Source organism: Rhizobium sp. H4, from assembly GCF_003013335.1.
In the GTDB taxonomy this organism is placed as follows: domain Bacteria; phylum Pseudomonadota; class Alphaproteobacteria; order Rhizobiales; family Rhizobiaceae; genus Rhizobium; species Rhizobium sophoriradicis.
The window spans coordinates 46,847-67,186 of sequence record NZ_PSOW01000020.1 but is presented as its reverse complement, the minus strand read 5'-3'; the positions used below and the strand labels follow the sequence as shown (position 1 = coordinate 67,186).

At 64.0% G+C, this 20,340-nt stretch carries 19 protein-coding genes; 12 read left to right on the top strand and 7 right to left on the bottom strand.

Annotated features, from left to right (window positions below):
- Positions 1-2 precede the first annotated feature (2 nt).
- Entirely contained in the window at positions 3-986 is a 984-nt protein-coding gene (locus C4N04_RS26455) for a bifunctional riboflavin kinase/FAD synthetase (RefSeq protein WP_096762693.1), read from the top strand.
- Positions 987-1,013: 27 nt separating this feature from the next.
- Here the strand turns inward: C4N04_RS26455 and C4N04_RS26450 are convergent, their stop codons facing one another.
- Together C4N04_RS26450 and C4N04_RS26445 are read right to left on the bottom strand one after the other, a co-directional pair.
- Positions 1,014-1,472, bottom strand: coding sequence for a type II toxin-antitoxin system VapC family toxin (locus tag C4N04_RS26450; protein WP_106797426.1), 459 nt, complete (start codon positions 1,470-1,472; stop codon positions 1,014-1,016).
- Complete coding sequence (locus tag C4N04_RS26445) at positions 1,469-1,732, bottom strand: type II toxin-antitoxin system Phd/YefM family antitoxin (RefSeq protein ID WP_009996202.1); 264 nt, start codon at positions 1,730-1,732, stop codon at positions 1,469-1,471. Before C4N04_RS26445 ends, C4N04_RS26450 begins: the two co-directional genes overlap by 4 nt.
- A 353-nt stretch (positions 1,733-2,085) precedes the next feature.
- On the opposite strand from C4N04_RS26445, the gene ileS reads away from it, so the two are divergent.
- Together ileS and C4N04_RS26435 are read left to right on the top strand one after the other, a co-directional pair.
- Positions 2,086-4,992, top strand: coding sequence for an isoleucine--tRNA ligase (ileS, locus tag C4N04_RS26440; protein WP_106797425.1), 2,907 nt, complete (start codon positions 2,086-2,088; stop codon positions 4,990-4,992).
- 131 nt (positions 4,993-5,123) lie between these two features.
- Entirely contained in the window at positions 5,124-5,753 is a 630-nt protein-coding gene (locus tag C4N04_RS26435; protein WP_038687111.1) for a hypothetical protein, read from the top strand.
- A 286-nt stretch (positions 5,754-6,039) separates the two neighbouring features.
- On the opposite strand, the gene C4N04_RS26430 is transcribed toward C4N04_RS26435, so the two are convergent.
- A complete protein-coding gene (locus tag C4N04_RS26430; RefSeq protein ID WP_077991088.1) occupies positions 6,040-6,477 on the bottom strand; it encodes a nucleoside deaminase in 438 nt (145 codons plus the stop codon).
- Between the two features lie 90 nt (positions 6,478-6,567).
- On the opposite strand from C4N04_RS26430, the gene C4N04_RS26425 reads away from it, so the two are divergent.
- The 3 genes from C4N04_RS26425 to C4N04_RS26415 are packed head-to-tail and all read left to right on the top strand — an operon-like array spanning position 6,568 to position 10,025.
- Positions 6,568-8,589, top strand: a complete 2,022-nt coding sequence (locus tag C4N04_RS26425) for a pseudouridine synthase (RefSeq protein WP_106797424.1) — start codon at positions 6,568-6,570, stop codon at positions 8,587-8,589.
- Positions 8,570-9,130, top strand: a complete 561-nt coding sequence (gene rsmD, locus C4N04_RS26420) for a 16S rRNA (guanine(966)-N(2))-methyltransferase RsmD (protein ID WP_039618105.1) — start codon at positions 8,570-8,572, stop codon at positions 9,128-9,130. The genes C4N04_RS26425 and rsmD overlap by 20 nt, the downstream gene beginning before the upstream one ends.
- Positions 9,131-9,143: 13 nt before the next feature.
- Complete coding sequence (locus tag C4N04_RS26415) at positions 9,144-10,025, top strand: patatin-like phospholipase family protein (RefSeq protein ID WP_038687120.1); 882 nt, start codon at positions 9,144-9,146, stop codon at positions 10,023-10,025.
- Between the two features lie 9 nt (positions 10,026-10,034).
- Here C4N04_RS26415 and C4N04_RS26410 read toward each other — a convergent pair whose 3' ends face one another.
- The 4 genes from C4N04_RS26410 to C4N04_RS26395 form a co-directional block, all read right to left on the bottom strand.
- Positions 10,035-10,487: a copper uptake system-associated protein gene (locus tag C4N04_RS26410; RefSeq protein ID WP_096762649.1), complete on the bottom strand. Its 453-nt coding sequence runs from the start codon at positions 10,485-10,487 to the stop codon at positions 10,035-10,037.
- Positions 10,488-10,500: 13 nt separating this feature from the next.
- Complete coding sequence (locus tag C4N04_RS26405; protein ID WP_106797423.1) at positions 10,501-11,874, bottom strand: PepSY domain-containing protein; 1,374 nt, start codon at positions 11,872-11,874, stop codon at positions 10,501-10,503.
- Between the two features lie 85 nt (positions 11,875-11,959).
- Positions 11,960-12,367, bottom strand: coding sequence for a hypothetical protein (locus C4N04_RS26400; RefSeq protein ID WP_096762647.1), 408 nt, complete (start codon positions 12,365-12,367; stop codon positions 11,960-11,962).
- Between the two features lie 91 nt (positions 12,368-12,458).
- Entirely contained in the window at positions 12,459-14,273 is a 1,815-nt protein-coding gene (locus C4N04_RS26395; protein ID WP_106797422.1) for a monovalent cation:proton antiporter-2 (CPA2) family protein, read from the bottom strand.
- A gap of 118 nt (positions 14,274-14,391) precedes the next feature.
- Between C4N04_RS26395 and C4N04_RS26390 the strand changes: the two genes are divergently transcribed.
- From C4N04_RS26390 to lpxK, 6 genes are all read left to right on the top strand, one after another.
- Positions 14,392-15,738: a TldD/PmbA family protein gene (locus C4N04_RS26390; protein WP_077991081.1), complete on the top strand. Its 1,347-nt coding sequence runs from the start codon at positions 14,392-14,394 to the stop codon at positions 15,736-15,738.
- A gap of 29 nt (positions 15,739-15,767) precedes the next feature.
- Complete coding sequence (locus tag C4N04_RS26385) at positions 15,768-16,577, top strand: 3'(2'),5'-bisphosphate nucleotidase CysQ (protein WP_106797421.1); 810 nt, start codon at positions 15,768-15,770, stop codon at positions 16,575-16,577.
- A gap of 61 nt (positions 16,578-16,638) precedes the next feature.
- A complete protein-coding gene (locus C4N04_RS26380) occupies positions 16,639-16,887 on the top strand; it encodes a DUF4170 domain-containing protein (protein ID WP_038687129.1) in 249 nt (82 codons plus the stop codon).
- 180 nt (positions 16,888-17,067) lie between these two features.
- Complete coding sequence (waaA, locus tag C4N04_RS26375; RefSeq protein WP_039618116.1) at positions 17,068-18,387, top strand: lipid IV(A) 3-deoxy-D-manno-octulosonic acid transferase; 1,320 nt, start codon at positions 17,068-17,070, stop codon at positions 18,385-18,387.
- Between the two features lie 9 nt (positions 18,388-18,396).
- Entirely contained in the window at positions 18,397-19,119 is a 723-nt protein-coding gene (locus C4N04_RS26370) for an HAD family hydrolase (RefSeq protein ID WP_106797420.1), read from the top strand.
- A 115-nt stretch (positions 19,120-19,234) separates the two neighbouring features.
- The gene (gene lpxK / locus C4N04_RS26365) at positions 19,235-20,281 is read left to right on the top strand and encodes a tetraacyldisaccharide 4'-kinase (protein WP_039618119.1); all 1,047 of its coding nucleotides are present in this window, start codon (positions 19,235-19,237) and stop codon (positions 20,279-20,281) included.
- Positions 20,282-20,340: the final 59 nt, after the last annotated feature.

The following is a 20,340-nucleotide window of genomic DNA, read 5'->3' as shown; positions in this document are numbered from 1 at the left end:
CGATGACCGTCTTCCACCGCAATGAAACCCGCGATCCCTTGCCCGCCCATCTCAAGGGCGGGGTGATCGCCATCGGCAATTTCGACGGTGTGCATCGCGGTCATCAGTCGGTGCTGAACCGCGCGCTTGAGATCGCCAGGGCGCGCGGCGTCCCCGCTCTAGTGCTGACCTTCGAGCCGCATCCGCGCACCGTCTTCCGGCCGCAGACGCCGGTGTTCCGCCTCACACCCGCGCCGCTCAAGGCCCGCATCCTGGAAACGCTGGGGTTCAACGCCGTCATCGAATATCCCTTCGACTACGAATTCTCGCAGCGCTCGGCCGATGATTTCATCCATTCGATCCTGAAGGATTGGCTCGGCGCCTCCGAAGTCGTCACCGGCTTCGATTTCCACTTCGGCCGCGGCCGCGAAGGCGGTCCGGCCTTCCTGATGAATGCCGGCCAGACCTACGGCTTCGGCGTCACTCTGATCGATGCCTTCCGCGACGAAAACGCCGATGTCGTCTCGTCGAGCCATATCCGCGCGTTGCTGAAGGATGGCAATGTCAGCGAAGTCGCCGGCATGCTCGGTTACCGCTATACCGTCGAGGCGGAGGTGATCGACGGCGAAAAACTCGGCCGGCAGCTTGGCTTTCCCACCGCCAACATGCGCCTGCCGCCGGAGGCCGAGCTTGCCGCCGGCATCTACGCCGTCCGCTTCCGCCGCCAGGACGGAACGCTCCACGACGCGGTCGCAAGCTACGGCCGCCGCCCGACGGTGACGGAAAATGGCGCGCCGCTGCTCGAAACCTTTCTTTTCGATTTCAGCGGCGATCTCTACGGCCAGCTCTGCGCCGTCTCCTTCTTCGGCTATATTAGACCGGAGCTGAAATTCGACGGCCTCGATCCGCTCGTCGCTCAGATCAGGCGCGACGAAGAGGAGGCGAGGGCGCTGCTGGCGGGTGTCAAGCCGCTCGGAGACCTCGACCGGAAGCTTTGCTTTTCCTGAGCCACGGTAAAATGTGCTTGTCTTCGATTATTTCCGGCTCAATGGAAATTGATCCGGATCGTTTGTCCACGGATCGAAAACTGCCGCGCCGGAGAAGCGCGTATCCTTTACGTTCCGCGTCACCAGATAGAGATTGTGCTCGATGGCGGTGGCGGCCAGCATCGTGTCGATGACCGGCGGCGTATGTCCGGTTCGCAGTTTTGTGAGCCCTGAAATAGCACCCCAATGCCTGACGCCCGCGTCGCTCAGCGAGAGAGTACGCTGTGAGAACCGCTCCTGCAGAGCGTCGCGCGCCGCTATATAGCGATAGCGGTTCCGGTCGTCTTCAGGCAGGTTTTCGATGCATTTGTCATATTCTGCGAGGGTGAGCACGCTGATGAACATCTGGTTCTCGTCCTGCGCGGCAGCCCAGGACTTCACGGAGGGCGCGCCGTTCGGATTGATCAGCGCCGCAATGACGTTGGTGTCGAGCAGCCATCCGATCACAGTTCGACGTCCCGCCCGTAATCGGGCTCCCGCTCCAGATCGAGCTCTTTCAGAGCGAGGCTCTCCATGAAGTCGACCAGGGGCTTTTTGGGCTCGGCCTTCGTCAACCGTTCGAGTTCTTCGACGCTGATGATGACGACGCTGTCTTTGCCGCGCACTGTGACGCGCTGTGGCCCTTCGCTGCGGGCACGGCGCACGACTTCGCTGAAGCGCGCTTTGGCGTCCTCGAGCTTCCAGCTTTGCTTTATGACTTTTCTCATGTCCCAACGCCCGCAATCGAATCTGGTCAGATAGTCAGATTATATCGCAGGCTGCCGGCGGTTTCCAGCCGGTCTGTTCTTCTGGAGACTAATAGGTTGGCAGTTGCAGTTAGTGATGCCGATTGCTTGGCTGCGAATTCTTCTCTTCCTTTTCCCGGCAAAAACGCCTATGAACCGGCCCGATGAGAAAATTTCGGCTGGCGATCACGATACGAATTATCGGCCCGGCCTTCCGCGCGCGCTAAGCGGCCGGGAGGTCCGGGTTTTCGGCGCTTGGATACAAGCGCTTCCGTCACCAGCTTTTTCACGCCTTTGCGCCCCCTTCCTGGGCCGCCAGAAACGATTGTCCCGATATGACCGACACAGCCGAAAAAATCGATTACTCGAAGACCCTCTATTTGCCCGAAACCGATTTCCCGATGCGCGCCGGCCTGCCGCAGAAGGAGCCGGAGCTCGTCAAGCGCTGGCAGGAGATGGATCTCTACAAGAAACTGCGGGCGTCTGCCGCCGGCCGCGAAAAATTCGTCCTGCATGACGGCCCGCCCTATGCCAACGGCAACATCCATATCGGCCACGCGCTGAACAAGATCCTCAAGGACGTCATCAACCGTTCGTTCCAGATGCGAGGCTTTGACGCCAACTACGTGCCCGGCTGGGATTGCCACGGCCTGCCGATCGAATGGAAGATCGAGGAGGAGAACTATCGCGCCAAGGGCAAGGCCAAGCCGGATCTCAAGGAGCCGGCGGCGATGATCGAGTTCCGCCGCGAGTGCCGCGCCTATGCCGAAAAATGGATCAAGGTCCAGGGCGACGAGTTCCAGCGTCTTGGCATCGTCGGCGATTTCGACAACCCGTATCTGACGATGAATTTTCACGCGGAAAGCCGCATCGCCGGCGAGCTGTTGAAGATCGCCGCAAGCGGCCAGCTCTATCGCGGCTCCAAGCCGATCATGTGGTCGGTGGTGGAACGCACCGCGCTTGCCGAAGCCGAAGTCGAGTACCACGACTATGAGAGTGACACGATCTGGGTGAAGTTCCCGGTCGGGAAAGGTTCCGATGGCGTGAAGGATGCCTCCGTCGTCATCTGGACGACCACGCCCTGGACGATCCCCGGCAACCGGGCGATCGCCTATTCCTCGCGAGTTGCCTACGGCCTCTATGAAGTCACGGCTGCCGAGAATGATTTTGGCCCGCGCCCGGGCGAGAAGCTGATCTTCGCTGACAAGCTGGCTGAGGAATCCTTCGCCAAGGCGAAGCTTCAGTACAAGCGTCTTGGTGACGTTACGGCTGGCGATCTCGCCGGCCTCACCTGCGCCCATCCGCTCAATGGTCTCGGCGGCGGCTATGAATTTGCCGTGCCGCTGCTCGAGGGCGACCATGTCACCGACGATGCCGGTACGGGCTTCGTTCATACCGCACCCAGCCACGGCCGCGAAGACTTCGACGTTTGGATGGCGCATGCCCGCGAGATCGAGGCGCGCGGCATCGAGACCAAGATCCCGTTCCCGGTCGACGACGGCGGCTTCTACACATCCGATGCCCCCGGCCTGGAAGGCGGACGTGTCATCGACGACAACGGCAAGAAGGGCGATGCCAACGACCGCGTCATCAAGGCGCTGATCGAGCGTAGCGCGCTCTTTGCCCGTGGCCGCCTGAAGCACCAGTATCCGCATTCCTGGCGCTCCAAGAAGCCGGTCATCTTCCGCAACACGCCGCAGTGGTTCGTCTATATGGACAAGACGCTGCCGGATGGAACGACGCTGCGCAGCCGTGCGCTCACCGCGATCGACGATACCCGTTTCGTGCCGGCTGCCGGCCAGAACCGCCTGCGCGCCATGATCGAGCAGCGGCCGGACTGGGTGCTTTCCCGTCAGCGCGCCTGGGGCGTGCCGATCTGCGTCTTCGTCGACGAGCATGGCGCCGTGCTGCAGGATGAGGCCGTCAACGCCCGCATCCTTGAGGCTTTCGACGCCGAGGGCGCCGACGCTTGGTTTGCCGAAGGCGCCAAGGAACGCTTCCTCGGCAACGAGCATGACCCGGCCAAGTGGTCGCAGGTCATGGATATCCTCGATGTCTGGTTCGATTCGGGATCGACGCACACCTTCACGCTGGAAGACCGCCCCGACCTGAAATGGCCGGCCGATCTCTATCTCGAGGGCTCCGACCAGCATCGCGGCTGGTTCCATTCCTCGCTCCTGGAATCGGCTGCCACCCGCGGCCGCGCGCCTTACGACGCCGTCCTTACCCATGGTTTCACCATGGACGAGAAGGGCGAGAAGATGTCGAAGTCGAAGGGCAACGTCACCGCTCCGCAGGAGGTGATGAAGGACGCCGGCGCCGACATCCTGCGCCTCTGGGTGATGACCTCGGACTATGCCGACGACCTGCGCGTCGGCAAGACGATCATTCAGACCAATGTCGACGCCTATCGCAAGCTGCGCAACACCATCCGCTGGATGCTCGGCACGCTGGCCCATGACAAGGGCGAGGAGATCGCGCTTGCCGATCTGCCGGAGCTGGAGCAGCTGATGCTGCATCGGCTGGCCGAGCTCGATCAGCTGGTGCGCGAAAACTACGACGCGTTCGATTTCAAGAAGATCGCCCGCGCGTTGATCGATTTCGCCAATGTCGAGCTTTCGGCCTTCTATTTCGATGTCCGCAAGGATGCGCTTTATTGCGACGCGCCGTCGAGCCTGCGCCGGCGCGCCAGCCTGCACGTCATCCGCCAGATCTTCGATTGCATGGTGACCTGGCTTGCCCCGATGCTGCCCTTCACCACTGAGGAGGCCTGGCTGTCGCGCAATCCGTCCGCCGTTTCCGTGCATCTGGAGCAGTTCGCTCCTGTTGCAAAGGAATGGCGCAACGATGCCCTGGCCGAGAAGTGGAAGAAGATCCGCGCCGTGCGTTCGGTGGTGACCGGCGCGCTGGAAATCGAGCGCAAGGACAAGCGCATCGGCTCCTCGCTGGAAGCGGCTCCCGTCGTCCACATCGCCGATGCCGAGCTTCGCAAGGCGATCGAGGGTCAGGACTTCAGTGAAGTCTGCATCACCTCGGGCATCACAATCAAGGCGGACGCCGGTCCGGCGGAAGCCTTCCGCCTTGCCGAAGTGCCTGATGTCGCGGTCGTGCCGAAGCTCGCCGAGGGTGTCAAATGCGCGCGTTCCTGGCGCATCACCACCGATGTCGGCTCCGATCCTGATTATCCCGACGTCTCGGCGCGTGACGCTGCGGCATTGCGCGAACTCGGCATCCGCGCCTGAAGATATTTGCCGGGTGAATTGCCTTTGTGGCGTTCATCCGGTAAAAGCTGCCTGAAAATGGCCGGATTTTTGCGTCAGGGGGACGGTTGTCCGGTTGGGCAACGATTGCACCGGTGGCTGGAAGGGTTTTCATGTTCGCAACGCATTGGTTCCGTATGGGCGCCTGCCTGTCTGTTGTGGTGGCGGGATGCTCCCTGGTTTCCAGCTGCGCCAGCAGCCCGACCTACGGCACCGACAAGACCGCCATGGAGCAGTTGACTGACGATCTCGGCCAGTCCGTGTCTTTGACCGGGCCGGATCCGAAGAACAAAGGCGTCAAGTACACGCCGCGCCCGACGCTGGTGCTGCCGGCTGAGGGGCAGAGGGAGACCCTCGTTCAACCGCAGCAGACGGTTGCGAACAAGGACAATCCGCAATGGCTTGAATCGCCGGAGGAAACCCGCGCCCGCCTCGTTTCCGAGGCGGACGCGAACTCCGACAATCCGAACTACCGGTCACCGCTCGCCAGCTCGGCCATCGAAGGCGGCCGGCGCACGACGGAAGCCCAGACCCAGGCCTATCGCGAGGCCCGCGCCCTGCAGAAGGGCTCCTACGTCGATCAGCGCCGCTATATTTCCGATCCGCCGCCCGGCTACCGCACCGTCGACGACCCGGCAAAGCTCGACGATGTCGGCGAGCCCGAGCTCAAGAAGCAGAAAAAGCGCAAGAAGGACGCGGCGATCGCCAACAGCGGCAAGCAGTGGTGGAACTTCCTGCAATAGCGGCCTGTCCCAGGGTTTAGCGCCGTCCCAGGTCTTCGGCGAGGGCAGCCCCTCATCCGGCTGCCGCCACCTTCTCCCCGCGCGCGGGGCGAAGGGACCATGCCGCAACCTCTCCGTTCCCCACCCCCTCGCCGGGCACGTCCCCTCGCCCCGCAAGCGGGGGTCCGCAGGACGGGTCGAGACCAGTGGCTCGACCCCGGTAAGGGTTAGGGTGAGGGGCAGCCATTCGCACCAACCGGACGGTCGCGGCACGCGGCCGAAGATGACCGCGTCGCGCCCTGGAGAGCTACGGCGCCTCTCTCTTTTGCGAAAAGAACTTCCGCAATATCTCGGCCGACTGGACCTCGTTGAGGCCGGAATAGACCTCCGGGGCGTGGTGGCAGGTCGGCTGCGCATAGAATCGCACGCCATTGTCGACGGCGCCGCCCTTCGGGTCCTCGGCGCCGTAATAGAGCCTGCGGACACGCGCAAACGAGATGGCTGCCGCGCACATGGTGCAAGGCTCCAGCGTCACATAGAGATCGGCGCCGGCAAGCCGTTCCTGCCCGAGCGCTTCGCAAGCGAGCCGGATTGCGGCGATTTCGGCATGGGCGGTGACGTCATTGAGTTCGCGCGTTCGGTTTCCCGAGCGTGAAACCGCAATATCGTCGATGACGACGACGGCGCCGATCGGTACCTCGCCGCGTTCACCGGCGGCGCGCGCCTCTTCGAGCGCCATCTCCATGAAACGATTTGTCTTCACGATCGCAAGAATTTCCACTTAACCGCAGATGCGTGACCTGATAGACAGGCCCAAAAGGCAGGCAAACAACAAATGACATCCAAAGACAAGCCAAAACGCCCGGGCGCAAAGCCCTTTTCACGCGACGCCGGGACCAAGGCCGGTCCGAAAGCGGGTGGCGCGAAGCCGGCAAAGGCTGCAGCCGCGCGCCCGACTGCGCCCGAAACCGAGAGCGAGGCCAAGGCCGAACGCATTTCCAAAGTGATGGCGCGCGCCGGCGTCGCCTCTCGCCGCGACATCGAACGCATGATCATGGAAGGCCGGGTGACGCTGAACGGCAGGGTTCTCGAAACTCCCGTCGTCAACGTCACGCTTGCCGACCGCATCGAGGTCGACGGTGTGCCGATCCGCGGCATCGAGCGCACCAGGCTGTGGCTCTATCATAAGCCGGCCGGGCTGGTGACCACCAATGCCGATCCGGAAGGCCGCGCGACCGTCTTCGACAACCTGCCGGAAGAACTGCCGCGCGTCATGTCGATCGGCCGTCTCGATATCAACACCGAAGGCCTGCTGCTGCTGACCAATGATGGTGGTCTTGCCCGCGCGCTCGAGCTGCCGGCGACCGGCTGGTTGCGCCGCTACCGCGTCCGCGCCCATGGCGAGATCGATCAGGAGGCGCTCGACAAGCTGAAGGACGGTATTGCCGTCGACGGCGTGCTCTATGGCTCGATCGAGGCGACGCTCGACCGCACGCAAGGCTCGAATGTCTGGATCACCATGGGCCTGCGCGAAGGCAAGAACCGCGAAATCAAGAACGTGATGGGCGCGCTCGGCCTCGACGTCAACCGCCTGATCCGCATTTCCTATGGTCCGTTCCAGCTCGGCGACTTGCCGGAAGGCCATGTCATCGAAGTACGTGGCCGCACGCTGCGCGATCAGCTCGGCCCGCGCCTGATCGAGGAAGCCAAGGCGAATTTCGATGCACCGATCTACAATGCGCCGGCCGTTGCCGCCGAGGAAGAGGCGCAAGCCCCAGTACCGGAAAAACGCGAGCGGCCGCGCCGCGATGAGGACAAGCGCGAACGAGCGCTGAGCCGCCTCGACACCAAGCGCGACGATCGCCGCGGCGGCGGACGCAGAGATGACGACCGCCGCGATGGCGGCCGCTTCGACGACGACAAGCCGAAGCGTCCCCAGCCGCTCGGCCAGCGCCGCAGCGCCAATGTGTGGATGGCGCCTGGCGCCCGGCCGCTCGGCGAAAAGGCGGCCGCGAAAGCCGCTAAGAACGCGCAGACCGCGCGCCGGCGCGGCGAAGAGCGGCCGGCAAAGGGCACCGGTTCCCACCATATCGAGGATCGTCCGCGCACACAGATCAATCGCGTGCGCGAAGAGGACGGCGAATGGATCCGCTCGAGCGAGCAGCCTCACCGCAAGGATGAGGGCGAAGGCTCCGGCCGCAAGCGCTCTTTCGGGGATCGCCCGGCGCGCGAGGATCGCGGCTTTGGCGACCGCCCGGCGCGCGGTGAACGCCGCCCGCGCGACGCGGGTGACGAACGTCCGCGTGCCAGAAGCTCTGCCGGCGAAAGCCGGCCGGAACGTCCGCGTGGCGACCGGCCTTTCGGCGATCGTCCGTCGCGTGGTGACCGGCCCTTCGGCGACAAGCCGCGCGGTGACCGCAAGCCGCGTGCGGATGGCGACGAGCGTCCTCGTGCCGCCAGAGCCTCCACCGGCGAAGCCCGTTCGGAGCGTCCGCGCGGCGACCGGCCTTTCGGCGATCGTCCTTCGCGTGGCGACCGCCCCTTCGGCGACAAGCCGCGTGGCGACCGCAGACCGCGCGAGGACGGTGATGAGCGCCCGCGGGCAGCCAGAAGTTTTGCCGGTGAGGGCCGCTCAGAGCGTCCGCGCGGCGAAAGATCGTTCGGCGATAAGCCTTCGGGGGACAAGCCCCGTGGCAAGAGCTTTGGCGCCAAGCCGGGTGGATCTAAGAGTTTCTCCGGCAAGCCGAAGGGCAAGCCAGGCAGTGACAGGCCGGGCGGCGACAGGCCTGCGGGCGGCCCGTCCAGAGGTGGTGCAAAAGGAAAGGGCATGACGCGCGGTGCGGATCGTCGGCGGTGAGTTTCGCGGACGGCCTCTCGCCGTGCCAAAGTCCAACGATATCCGGCCGACTGCCGACCGGACACGCGAGAGCCTGTTCAATATATTGAGCCATGCCTATCCGGAATGCGTCGACGGCACCCGGATCCTCGACCTTTTCGCCGGCACCGGCGCCGTCGGCCTCGAAGCCGTGTCGCGCGGCTGTCGCCATGCGCTCTTCGTCGAAAACAGCGTCGAGGGCAGGGCGCTGCTTTGGGAAAACATCGATGCGCTCGGCCTGCACGGCCGCACGCGCATCCTGCGCCGCGATGCCACCGATCTCGGCAGCGTCGGCAATCTCGAAGCCTTCGACGTGCTGTTTGCCGATCCGCCCTATGGCAAGGGTCTCGGGGAGAAGGCGATGGCGGCGGCGGCGCAAGGCGGCTGGCTCAGGCCAGGCGCGATCGCGGTGCTCGAAGAACGCGCCGATATTGTCGTTTCCGTGCATCCTTCCTATGTCTTCCTCGAAAACCGCATCTTTGGCGATACGAGGGTGCATTTCTTCCGGTATCAGCCGCAATAAGCGGGGGCGGGGCGTGCAGCAGGCAGAGATCATCAGCCCGAAACTGCCGGCGATCAGCGATCTTCCGACGGTCGCTGTCGCTTTCGGCGGCGGCGGCGCGCGGGGACTTGCCCATATCCATATCATCGAGACGCTCGACGAACTCGGCATTCGCCCGGTGGCGATATCGGGCTCGTCGATGGGCGCGATCATGGGGGCCGGCATGGCCGCCGGCATGTCGGGAGCCGAAATCCGCGAACATGCGCTGACGACCGTCGGCAACAAGACGGCCGTCGTCGCCCGCATCTGGGGGCTTAGGCCGGCGACGGTGCGTGATGCGGTGGCCAAGGGCATCCGCATCGGCCAGTTCAATCTGGAGCGGATCTTGAAAGCCTTTCTGCCGGCCGAGTTGCCGGCCCGCTTTGAGGATCTGCTGGTGCCGATGAAAGTCATCACCACGGATTATTACGGACAGAACGAAGTCATCATCGAAGAGGGCGAGCTGTTTCCGGCACTCGCCGCCTCGTCCGCCATACCCGCCGTCTTCATGCCAGTGCGCCTGCGCGGCCGGGTGATGATCGACGGCGGCATCAGCAATCCGGTGCCCTATGAACCGCTGATGGATCTTGCCGACATCGTCGTCGGCATCGATGTCGTCGGCGCGCCGGAAGGCGACGGCACCCATATTCCGAACCGCATGGAAAGCATCTTCGGCTCGGGCCAGCTGATGATGCAGACGGCGATAACGCTGAAGCTGAAGCTCCGCGCGCCGCACATCTTCCTGCGCCCAGCCGTCGGCCGCACCGGCGTTATGGATTTCTTGAAGGCGCGCGACGTGCTCGCCATGTCCGTCGGCGTCAAGGACGACCTGAAATTCGCCCTCGACCGGGAAATCGAAGCGCGGCTGAAGCGCTAGAACACAGTATTATTGGGCATGGCCCTCATGGCCGCCGCCGGCGCCGTTCGATGCCTCGTTCATCATCATGACCGTGCCTTCGAAGCTTGAGAACAGCGCCAGCGCGGAGGGATCGAGACCGGCTTCGGCATCTTTCAGTTTCGCAGCCAGCTCAGTGGCATCATTTGCCGAGAGCCCGATCTTCTCCAGCGTCCCCGCATCCTTCAGGCTGTCGCCGCTGCTGAGATAGATGCTCCAGCCATGATGCGTCTTTTTCAAGAGGGCGCGTCCACCGCGCCCGTCCTGTCGCCAGCCGGCGATCGCCCAATCGGCCTCGACGACGACCGGGGCGATGTCCAATGGCTTATCAGGCGTTTCGAACAGCAGCTTCAGCCTTGCCGGGATCGCCTGCAGTGGATCGTCATCCGCTGATGCCATGGATGCGAAGAGCATGCAGGCAAGAAGTGCAATGATCGTCTTCATCGAATGGTCTCCCTCAAGCGAGAACGCGTTTCAACACGGGTACGAAGCGCACGACGATCTGGTCGAAGGCGATCATGGCAACAATGGCGAGCCCGCTCATCGGGAAGGCGACTGCGAAGATGGTGGTAATCACCCACAGGCCGTAATAGACCGAGCGCTTCGGCGGCATGGGCGGCACGCCGAGTCGGCCGGCCGGGCGCCGTTTCCACCACATGATGACACCAGTCACGCAGCTGAGCACGATTGCCAGGCAGGTTGCGAGCATCAGCGACTGGTTGAAACGCCCCCATTCCTGTCCCTGGTGGACATTGATGCCCCATTCGATCATCTTTCCGAGGAACGGATATTGGTTGAAGCCGATATCGATCAGCGGTTTGCCGGAATACTGGTCGATATGGATGGTGCGTTCGTCGGCGAGATCGTCGGGAAAGAGCGAGGCGGTATAGACACCGGTCTCGTCGGAGGGGATCGCCATGTCGAAGCCCGGCGCCATGCCCAGGCGCCTGGCGATCTCCACGGCTTTGTCGAGACCGATTGGCTTGGCCGATTGCGCTCTGGCAATATCGGAAAGCGGAACCGGCGCCTTCTCGATGATCCAGCCGCTTTTCGGCAGGATGTCCTCGGTGACCTTCAGCGATTTCGGCACGTCATCCCAGAGCTGGACGGGATAGCCGAGGCCGTGTTCGGTCAGCCAGGCATTGGCGTTCGCGCCCCAGTAGCCCGACCACGGCATGCCTGTGATCGCCAGGAAGAAGATCAGCACACCGGCGAAGGCGCCCGTCACCGCATGCAGGTCGCGCCAGAAAACCCGGCGGCCCGGCGTTCCCCGCACACTGACGACACCACCCGTCTGGCGGCGCGGCCACCAGAGATAGATGCCGGTGACGACGAGCACCATGGCAAAGCCGCCGGTGATCTCAATCAGCCGGTTCGTTGTACCGCCGAAAAAGGCCAGGCTGTGGATGCGCTTGACGACATAATTGAACTCGTCGGTCGATCCGACCACATCGAGCACCTTGCCGTCATAGGGGTTGACGAAGACCAGCGTGGCGCCGGCATCGCTCGCGACGGTGACGATGGCCGATCGCTCGGGTCCGGCCGGGTCCTTGTAGGAGGTCGCCGTCGAGCCCGGCACGGCGGCGGCGGCGATCTCAGCAACCTGCTCCGCCGGCAGCGCCTGGCCGGCCGGCTGGACGATGTAGCGGTAGCCGAAGACGCTGTTGTTGATCTCCTCCTTAAAGAGATAGAGCGATCCGGTCACAGCCAGATTGAGCATGAAGGGGATGACGAGAAGCCCGGCAAAGAAATGCCAGCGCCAGATAGCGCGGTAGAGCGAAACGCCGCTGGCGGCGTCCTCCGCCGGTCCAGCGGCAGTAATGGTCGACATGAGGATGGATCCTATCCGCGGCTGACTGCGGGACGCAACTCGGCCGGCGTTGAAAGGCGTCACGGCGCCTGCCGCAACACGAGGTTCAGGCGAGGATAGGATCGGAAGGGGGAGCGCGCGGACCGCTATTGGGCGGGAAAAGCCGGCGAGGGAAGCTTTCGGCTCGGATCGGCAGTTCGACCGCGACCGCAAAGGGTATCGGAGCACCGGCGACATCGGCCGGCGCCGGCAGCAGGATCGAGGCGCCGATCCGGCAGGCCTCGCAACCATGCGTATGGCTCTTGTCGTGCCGGCCTTGATCGGACTTGTCGCTGACGGTGACGCAAAGCGTCGGCAGCGTTCCATCGGGAAGCACATATTGGGCGATTTCAGCCGGACCGGCCTCGCCGGCGGCTACGATGGGAGCCTGATGAGCGAGCCCGACAAACACCAGCGCGACGGCGCACAGGATGCGCAGTGCCCAGTGTTCCATCTGTCTCGCCCGTCTGATCAAGTCTGCCTCTTGGATTGCTCCGATCGCCCGGTTGATAGACGCCGGCGAGCGGATATTCAATGCGTCAATTTAACAAACCGGCCAGCGGCGATCAGGCCTCCGCCGTCGCATCCGCGGTGCCCGCCAGCGGATCATCCTCGAAGGGATCGGCGGCGCGTTTCGGCTTGACCAGCGGTTCGGGGCGAACCGGGTGGGAAAACAGCATGTCGCGCCCGGCTTGCAGCCCCTCCGAAACCTGCAGGGCGAGCCGCGCCTCGTCGCGTTTGCGGATATCCTCGCCGATCTCATGGGCGTCGACCTCGGGAACGCCGAGCGCTTCCAGCGTCCGCCGTCCGAAGAGCAGGCCGGATTCCAGCGTTTCGCGCAGCTCGTAATCGACGCCCTTGTTGCGCAGTTCGATCGAATGGATGCGGTCGTAGGAACGCACATAGAGCCTGGTGTGCGGATAATCCGCCTGCACCAGCTCAACCACCTTGTCGGTGACCTCCTTCTTCTGCGTGCAGACGAGCACGATCTTTGCCCGGTCGATGCCGGCGGAGCGCAGCACGTCCTTGCGGGTGCCGTCGCCGAAATAGATGCGGAAGCCGAAGGAGGAGGCCTGGCGGATGCGGTCCGCCGAAAACTCGATGACGGTGACGCTGCGCCCGCCGGCCAGCAGGATCTGCGCGGCAATCTGGCCGAAACGCGAGAAGCCGACCATCAGCACGTCGGCGCCGGCGCCCTCGAAGTCCTCGTCCAGCTCCTCATGTTCGTCGCCGTTGAGCAGCCGCTTCGACAGCGCCGCCCCGATCGGCGTCAGCGCCATGGAGAGCGTGACGATCGCCACCAGCAGCGATGCCGTGCTAGTCGACATCAGCCCGGCCGCACCCGCCGTTGTGAACAGCACGAAGCCGAATTCGCCGCCCTGCGGCAGCAGGAAGGCAATGCGGATTGCGTCATCGTGCGGCGAGCCGGAGATACGGCAGAGCCCATAGATGATGGTCGCCTTGACGGCCATGACGATCGGCACGGCGACGATGACGAAGAGCGCGTTGTCGAAGAGAACGTCGAGCTCCAGCGACAGGCCGACGGCGATGAAGAAGATGGCGAGCAGTACGCCGCGGAACGGCTCGATATCGGCCTCCAGCTCGTGCCGGTAGGAGGATTCGGCCAGCATCACGCCGGAGAGAAAGGCGCCCATCGCCATCGATAGTCCGGCAAGCTGCATCAGGCTCGCCGATCCCATGACGACGAAGAGGGCGGCGGCGATCATCGCCTCGCGGGCGCCGGTGCGGGCGATGACCTGGAAGAGCGGCGTCAGCAGGTAGCGTCCGGCAACCACCATTGCCGCCACGGCGCCGACGGCGACGGCAAAATCGGTGAGCGGCGCATTGCTGCCCTTGCCGCCGCCGTCGAGCACGGAGATCAGCGCCAAGAGCGGCACGATCGCCAGGTCCTGGAATAAGAGCATCGAGAAGGAGCGCTGCCCGTATCTCGTATTGACGTCGCCGTCGCCCTCGAGGATCTGCATGGCGAAGGCCGTCGATGACAGCGCCAGGCCGAAGCCGGCGACGATGCTGCCGCGCCAGTCGACAACGCCGGAGGTCCAGGCGAGCGCGGTCAGCGCCAGTCCCGTCACCACCACCTGGCCCGTGCCGAGGCCGAAAATGTCGCGCCGCATCTGCCAGAGGCGGCTGGGCTTCAACTCCAGCCCGATAATGAACAGCAGGAAGACGACACCGAGCTCGGCGACACCGAGGATCTGTTCGCCGTCGGTAATGCCGTGGAAAACAGGACCGATGACGATACCGGCGGCGAGATAGCCGAGGACGGTGCCTAGCCCGAGCTTCTTGAAGATCGGCGCGGCGACCACCGCGCCGCCGAGCAGCAGGATCGTTTCGGAAAAGAGGGCGTTGGGCGCTGACATGCTGACAATTCTTTCGGGTGGCGGGGGCACGCAGGCAGTCCCGATAAAGAATCGGCGGCGGCGGCCTTGATGCTTGGGAGAGTGCACAATAAATGGAAGCCGAAGGAAAGGCCAAATCATGTCCTCTGAAATTGATTCCTCGACACTTCTTTCCCGCGCAAGTCAATTGATCGATCTGGCAAGGAAGGCAGGGGCCGACGCCGCCGACGCCGTCGTCGTTCGCTCGCGTTCGCAATCGGTCAGCGTCCGTCTTGGCAAGGTCGAGGGAACGGAATCCTCCGAAAGCGACGATTTTTCGCTGCGGGTCTTCATCGGCAAGCGTGTCGCCAGCGTTTCGGCCAATCCCGGCTTCGATCTGCAGGCGCTTGCCGAACGTGCCGTCGCCATGGCCAAAGTCTCGCCGGAAGACCCCTTCGCCTGCCTCGCCGATGAGGCGAGCCTTGCGAAATCCTATCCCGACCTGCAATTGTTCGACGCCACCGAGGTCTCCTCCGAGATGCTGCGCGAGGCCGCTCTTGCCGCCGAGACGGCGGCCCTTGCGGTCAAGGGTGTGACCAATTCCTCCGGCGCCGGCGCATCCGGCGGCATGGGCGGCCTTGTTCTGGCCACCTCGCACGGTTTTGCGGGCAGCTACATGGGCTCCCGTTTCGGCCATTCCGTCAGCGTCATCGCTGGCGAAGGCACCGGCATGGAACGCGACTATGATTTCGACAGCCGCCTCTATTACGCCGAGCTCGACGATCCCGCCGAAATCGGCCGTCGTGCCGGCGAACGGGTGGTGAAGCGTATCAATCCGCGCCAGGTTCCGACCGGCAAGAACGTCACCGTCATCTTCGACCCGCGTGTCGCCCGCGGTTTCGTCGGCCATATTGCCGGCGCGATCAATGGCGCCGCCGTCGCCCGCAAGACCAGCTTCCTGCGCGACAGGATGGGTCAGCAGGTGCTGAAGTCGGGCTTGTCGATCACCGACGATCCGCTGATCGTGCGCGGCCCCGCCTCGCGGCCTTTCGACGGCGAGGGCGTGTCCGGCGAGCGGCTGGTGATGATCGAGGACGGTGTCCTGAAGCACTGGTTTCTTTCGACCTCGACAGGCCGCGAGCTCGGACTTCAGACCAACGGCCGCGGCGTGCGCGGCGGCACCGCCGTTTCGCCGTCCTCCACCAACCTTGCGCTGGAACCCGGCGACATCTCGCCGGAGGAACTGATCCGCAGCGTCGGCAACGGCTTTTACGTCACCGAACTGATCGGCCACGGCGTCAACATGCTCACCGGCGAATATAGCCGCGGCGCCACCGGCTTCTGGATCGAAAACGGCGAGCTCGCCTTCCCGGTATCGGAGGTGACGATCGCCTCGAACCTCAAGGACATGTTCATGCGCCTGACGCCGGCCAACGACATCGACCGCAAGTTCGGCGTCGCCGCGCCCACCTTCGCCATCGAAGGCATGACGCTCGCAGGTCAGTGAGAAACGAGCAGAAGGAAGTGATTGACGCGATGAGCGATAGCGAAGAGCTCCGCTGGCAGGGCGATCTCGCCCTGATCGCCGATGCTGCCAAGGAGGCCGGTGCGGTCGCCTTCGGTTTCTTCAACCAGTCTCCCGAGGTCTGGTGGAAGAACGATGACCGCTCTCCCGTCAGCGCCGCCGATTTCGCCGCCAACAAGACGCTGGAATCGATCCTGCGCAAGGCCCGGCCGGATTATGGCTGGCTGTCTGAGGAAACCGAGGACGATGCCGACCGCCTCGCCCGCGAGACGGTGTTCATCATCGATCCGATCGACGGCACACGCGCCTTCCTCGGCGGCCAGAAGGTCTGGTGCGTCAGCGTCGCGGTCGTCCATCGCGGCCGGCCGGTCGCCGGCGTGCTCTACGCCCCGGCGCTCGAAGAGCTCTACGAAGCCGTCGAGGGCGGTGTGGCGCTGAAGAACGGCGTGCCCTTCACCGTTTCGGCCGCCGGGCCGGAGGAGATGAGCCGGCTGGCGATCGGCGAAGATCTGTTGAAGACCTTTCCGCCGGCCTTCCGCGAGCGGGTCAGGCGCGAGAAATACATTCCCTCGCTTGCCTATCGCATTGCCATGGTGGCGGACGGACGGCTCGACGGCACGTTCGTCAAGGGCAATTCACACGATTGGGACCTTGCCGCCGCCGATCTGATCCTGGCCTGCGCCGGCGGCCGCCTCGTCGACCTCGACGGCGAACCGATCGTCTACAATCGCGCTGAAGTCACCCACAAGGTGCTGTGTGCGGCACCGGCGCCTCGCATGGATGAGTTCCTCGCGGCCTTTGCCGGGCGACGAGACAGTTGACGTTTCCGTCAAAATCCCGCAGATGGGGTGGCGGAGGAGAATAGGCAGAAAGAGAACAAGAATGACTGACTCCGGTGACAAGAAGCAGCTTTTGCATCTCGTTTTTGGCGGCGAACTGGAAAGCCTCGACGAGGTCCAGTTCCGTGATCTGAAGGATCTCGATATCGTCGGCATCTTTCCCGATTATGCCACGGCGCTGACGGCCTGGAAGGCGAAGGCGCAGCAGACGGTCGACAATGCGCATATGCGCTATTTCATCGTCCACATGCATCGTTTGCTCGATCCGCAGGAAAAGGCCGGAGGCCACTGACCTCGGCCGCCGATTCCGCGCCAAGTGCCGGCGGCCGCCATGGGTCCCGGGCTTGCAGCATCGGGCGCCGTCGACCCGGATCGTTTGACGCATTCTGAACAAATTGATCGGTCATTTCGGCCGCAACGATAATTGGGGAATGGGTTTGATGTCGATCGTCTTGGATCGGAGGCTGGCGCAATGAGCTCCCGGATGGCGCGGCTCGGTCTGAGCACATACCGTCTGGCGGGAACTGTGGCCTCTCCAGTCGTCGGTCTTTATCTCACCTACCGTACCGCCAAGGGCAAGGAAGACCGCGCGCGCCGCCTGGAGCGTTTCGGCTATCCGAGCGCCAACCGGCCGCAAGGGCCGCTCGTCTGGTTCCACGCCGCAAGTGTGGGCGAAACCAACGCCGTCATCCCATTGATCCGCGAGATCCGCCGCCGCGACATCCACGTCATTCTAACGACCGGCACCATCACCTCCGCGAAACTTGCTGCCGAGCGCCTCGGCCATGAAGCGATCCATCAATATGTGCCGCTCGATCTGAAGCCATCGGTCAGCCGCTTCCTCGATTACTGGCAGCCGGATTGCGCCATCATCGCCGAATCCGAAATCTGGCCGGCAACGGTGCTGGAGCTTGGCCGCCGCCGCATCCCGCAGATCCTGGTCAACGCCCGCATGTCGGACCGCTCCTTTGCCCGCTGGCGCCGCCGCCCATCGATTGCCGAAGCCCTGTTCGAAAATCTCGCCCTCGTCATCGCCCAGTCGGATGTCGATGCCGAACGTTTCCGCGATCTCGGCGTCGTCCCGGTCATCACCTCGGGCAATCTGAAGGTCGATACCGACGCCCCACCCTATGACAGCGCTGTCCTTTCGCGCTACAAGAAGCAGATCGGCGATCGCAAGACCTGGGCGGCGATTTCGACCTTCGACGGCGAGGAGAATGCGGCCGGCATCGTCCATCGCGCCCTGAAGGAGCGCGACCGGCAGTTGACGATCATCGTGCCGCGCCATCCCGAGCGCAGCGACGAGATCGAGGCGGCTCTGGTCAAGCAGGGCCTCAAGGTCGCCCGCCGCACTCGCGACGACGTCCTGTCCGCCGATATCGATGTTTTCCTCGGCGACACGATCGGCGAAATGGGTCTCTATCTTCGTTTGACGGAGATTGCCTTCGTTGGCCGTTCGCTGTTTGCCGAAGGTGGCCAAAACCCCCTGGAGCCGGCCATGCTCGGTTGCGCCATCCTCTCCGGCGGCAATGTGCAGAATTTTCGCGAGGCCTATCAGAGACTTGCCCGCAGCGGCAGCGCCCGCATGGTGCGCGATACCGAAATGCTGGCCAAGGGCGTGCATTACCTTTTGATCAACGACGAAGCCCGCCGCTCGATGATCGAAGCCGGCATTGCCACCGTGCACGAGATGCGCGGCGCGCTGACGGCGACGGTGAAGGGGCTGGAACCCTATATCAATCCGCTGACGGTCAAGGCGCGCCTGTTGCCCAAAGCCGTCGCCCAGCTCTGAGGAGGCGCGATGTCGGGCCCGGCGCGTATCAAAGGCATCCTCTTCGACAAGGACGGCACGCTGCTCGATTATGACGAGAGCTGGTTGCCGGTCAATCGCGAGCTTGCCCGCATCGCCGCCGAGGGCGATCCGCTTCTCGCAGACCGGTTGCTCTTGGCTTGCGGCATGGATCCTCAGACCGGCCATATCGTCCCCGACAGCCTGCTCGCCGCCGGCAATACCCGTCAGATCGCCGAGGGGCTCGTCGCCGCCGGCTCGATGGTCGAAGTCGGCGAACTGACGGTCCGTCTCGACGATCTCTTTTCCGGCGCCGCCGAATTTTCGGTGCCGGTGACCGATCTTGCCGGCTTCTTCGCCAGACTGCATCGGCGCGGCTTCAAGCTCGGCGTCGCCTCCAGCGACAATGAACGCTCCATCCGCCAGACCGCCGAACGTTTCGGTTTTGCCCCTTATGTCGATTACATCGCGGGTTATGACAGCGGCTTCGGCGTCAAGCCGGAACCCGGCATGGTGCTCGGCTTCTGCGCCGCGACCGGTCTTTTGCCGGAAGAGGTCGCGATCGTCGGCGACAACAATCATGATCTGCACATGGGCCTGAATGCCGGCACCGGGCTCAGGATCGCGGTGCTGACCGGCACCGGCTCGCGGGCTTCGCTTGCCGCCGCTGCCGATCATGTGCTCGACGATATCACCGCCATCGAGACATTGCTGCCGGACCTGCAGCCGGCCTAAACCGCATCGCGATCTTTGCAAGGACTTGCATTTTCACCGGTTTTGGCTTCTCAATCCGGCCGGTCGAAAAGCAAGGGGCCGGTTCTGAGACCGGGCAGGGGAGCGGGACGGCAAGATGATATCCGAAGCGCCGCCGTTCTGGTGGAGGAAAGCCGACTGGCGGGCCTGGATGCTGGCGCCGCTTTCCTTTCTCTACGGCCGTGTCGCCGGCCACCGAATGGCCCATGCGCGCCGCGCCTCCGTTTCCGTTCCCGTCATCTGCGTCGGCAATTTCACCGTCGGCGGCGCCGGCAAGACGCCGACGGCGCTGACGATCGCCCGCGCCGCCAAGGCGAAGGGGCTGAAACCCGGCTTCCTCAGCCGAGGTTACGGCGGCTCGCTCGACGTGACGACGGTGGTCGATCCCCATCATCACCGGGCCGTCGCCGTCGGCGACGAGCCGCTGCTGCTTGCCCAAGAGGCGCTGACGGTGATTTCCAGGCGCCGCGTCGACGGCGCGAGACGTCTGGTAGCGGAAGGCGCCGACCTCATCATCATGGATGACGGGTTCCAGAGCGCCCGGCTGGCGATCGATTATGCTCTGCTCGTCATCGACGCGACGCGCGGCCTCGGCAACGGCCATATCGTGCCGGCCGGCCCTGTGCGCGCGCCGATCGGCCAGCAACTGCGCTCGGCGACGGCTCTGCTGAAGGTCGGCGGCGGCCATGCCGCCGACAGGATCGTCCGCATGGCGGCGCGCGCGGCAAAGCCCTATTTCACCGCATCGCTCAAGGTGCGCGGCGACGATAGGCTCGCCGGCATCAGGGTGTTGGCATTTGCCGGCATCGCCGATCCCGCCAAATTCTTCCGTACCGTCGAATCGCGCGGCGCCGAAATCGCCGTCGCCAAGACCTTCGGCGACCACGAGCACCTGACCGAGGACGAGATCGGCGATATCCTGACGACCGCCGAGCACCAGGATCTTCTGATCGTCACCACCTCGAAGGATTTCGTCCGCCTCTCCGGCCACCACGGCAAGGCGGAAGAGCTGGCGCAAAAGTGCCGGGTGATCGAGGTCGACATGATCTTCGATGATCATCTCGCTCCAAGCCTCATCATCGACCGGGCGATCGTCGCCTGCCGCGAACGCCGCCTGCGGGAGATGAAGGCCGCAAACGCGTAAAGCGCGTCGCGTCAAATATGATTCATGCGACGCGCTTAAGCCCTTTATTTTGATGCATG

Excerpts from the sequence above, each read along its gene's own strand:
- C4N04_RS26430 (WP_077991088.1), bottom strand. The coding sequence starts at position 6,477 with ATGGAGATGGCGCTCGAAGAGGCGCGCGCCGCCGGTGAACGCGGCGAG.
- C4N04_RS26385 (WP_106797421.1), top strand. The coding sequence starts at position 15,768 with ATGAGCGATAGCGAAGAGCTCCGCTGGCAGGGCGATCTCGCCCTGATC.
- C4N04_RS26405 (WP_106797423.1), bottom strand. The coding sequence starts at position 11,874 with ATGTCGACCATTACTGCCGCTGGACCGGCGGAGGACGCCGCCAGCGGC.
- waaA (WP_039618116.1), top strand. The coding sequence starts at position 17,068 with ATGAGCTCCCGGATGGCGCGGCTCGGTCTGAGCACATACCGTCTGGCG.
- C4N04_RS26395 (WP_106797422.1), bottom strand. The coding sequence starts at position 14,273 with ATGTCAGCGCCCAACGCCCTCTTTTCCGAAACGATCCTGCTGCTCGGC.
- C4N04_RS26435 (WP_038687111.1), top strand. The coding sequence starts at position 5,124 with ATGTTCGCAACGCATTGGTTCCGTATGGGCGCCTGCCTGTCTGTTGTG.
- C4N04_RS26445 (WP_009996202.1), bottom strand. The coding sequence starts at position 1,732 with ATGAGAAAAGTCATAAAGCAAAGCTGGAAGCTCGAGGACGCCAAAGCG.
- C4N04_RS26425 (WP_106797424.1), top strand. The coding sequence starts at position 6,568 with ATGACATCCAAAGACAAGCCAAAACGCCCGGGCGCAAAGCCCTTTTCA.
- C4N04_RS26370 (WP_106797420.1), top strand. The coding sequence starts at position 18,397 with ATGTCGGGCCCGGCGCGTATCAAAGGCATCCTCTTCGACAAGGACGGC.
- ileS (WP_106797425.1), top strand. The coding sequence starts at position 2,086 with ATGACCGACACAGCCGAAAAAATCGATTACTCGAAGACCCTCTATTTG.
- C4N04_RS26390 (WP_077991081.1), top strand. The coding sequence starts at position 14,392 with ATGTCCTCTGAAATTGATTCCTCGACACTTCTTTCCCGCGCAAGTCAA.
- C4N04_RS26410 (WP_096762649.1), bottom strand. The coding sequence starts at position 10,487 with ATGAAGACGATCATTGCACTTCTTGCCTGCATGCTCTTCGCATCCATG.
- C4N04_RS26380 (WP_038687129.1), top strand. The coding sequence starts at position 16,639 with ATGACTGACTCCGGTGACAAGAAGCAGCTTTTGCATCTCGTTTTTGGC.
- lpxK (WP_039618119.1), top strand. The coding sequence starts at position 19,235 with ATGATATCCGAAGCGCCGCCGTTCTGGTGGAGGAAAGCCGACTGGCGG.
- C4N04_RS26455 (WP_096762693.1), top strand. The coding sequence starts at position 3 with ATGACCGTCTTCCACCGCAATGAAACCCGCGATCCCTTGCCCGCCCAT.